Source organism: Pseudoxanthomonas japonensis (assembly GCF_010093445.1).
Lineage (GTDB): Bacteria > Pseudomonadota > Gammaproteobacteria > Xanthomonadales > Xanthomonadaceae > Pseudoxanthomonas_A > Pseudoxanthomonas_A japonensis.
Map to the genome: position 1 here is coordinate 1 of NZ_PDWW01000059.1, position 989 is coordinate 989.

A 989-nucleotide genomic window follows, 5' to 3' on the forward strand; every position below is an offset into this window, starting at 1 on the left:
CGCTTGTGTCTGCGGTTACCCCTAGAGTTGTGGCGGAGAGCGATGTGCGGCAGGCCGACAGGCCGCTGTGTTCGAGCACGTGTAGGAGCCAGGGCCGCCGCACATCGACCTCGATCCATAGCCCGAACAGTTGAACGAGCCTGAGCTCGAACTTCACAAGCGTGGGCAGGAACGAGGGGGCTCTCTCCTGTCCCACAGTTTACGAGCTTCCATGACCCTCTGGATTGGTATCGACGTCTCCAAGGCCACCCTGGCCGTCCATGTGCTGCCGACCCGGCAGTTTCTTTCTGTGCCCAACACTGGCGAGGGGCATGCCAGCCTGTGCGCCATGCTCAAGGGGCAGGCCGTTGGCAATCTGCTGCTGGAAGCCACCGGCGGCTACGAACGCGCCGTGATGCGGGCCCTGGCCGCCGCCGAGGTGCCGGTCACCCGGATCAACCCACGTCGGGCCCGTGCCTTTGCCACCGCCTTGGGCAAAACCGCCAAGACCGACCCCATCGACGCGGCCCTACTCGCGCGCATGGCCGAACTGGTCTGCGCCCCTGGTGTGGCACCGGAGCCCGAGCGCGAAGTCTTGCGTGAGCTGGTCCAGCGCCGCGAACAACTGGTCCAGCAGCGTGACGACGAGCGCCGCCGCCTGCCCCAGGCGTGCACGCCCTTGGTCCGCGACGACCTTGCCGCCCACATCGGCCAGCTGCGCCTGCGCATCCGCCATCTGGACAAGGCCATCGTCCATGCCCAGCAACACCTCGACGATCAGCTGAGCCGCAAGCTGCAGGCCATCGCCGGTATCGGCCAGGTCACCGCCGCCAGCCTGATGGCGTACCTGCCTGAACTGGGGCGTCTGGATCGCCGCCAAATCGCTGCATTGGCCGGACTGGCTCCCTACAACGTGGACAGCGGACAACACGCCGGCAAACGCCGCATCCGCGGCGGACGCGCCGCGATCCGCCGTGTCCTGTACATGGCGTGCTGGTCAGTGATCCGCA

The 989-nt window shown here is 66.9% G+C and carries 1 protein-coding gene; it reads left to right on the top strand.

Annotated features, from left to right (window positions below):
• Positions 1-211: 211 nt before the first annotated feature.
• Positions 212-989: IS110 family RNA-guided transposase (locus CSC78_RS18745; protein WP_162339387.1), on the top strand; the 778-nt coding region annotated here is incomplete at its 3' end.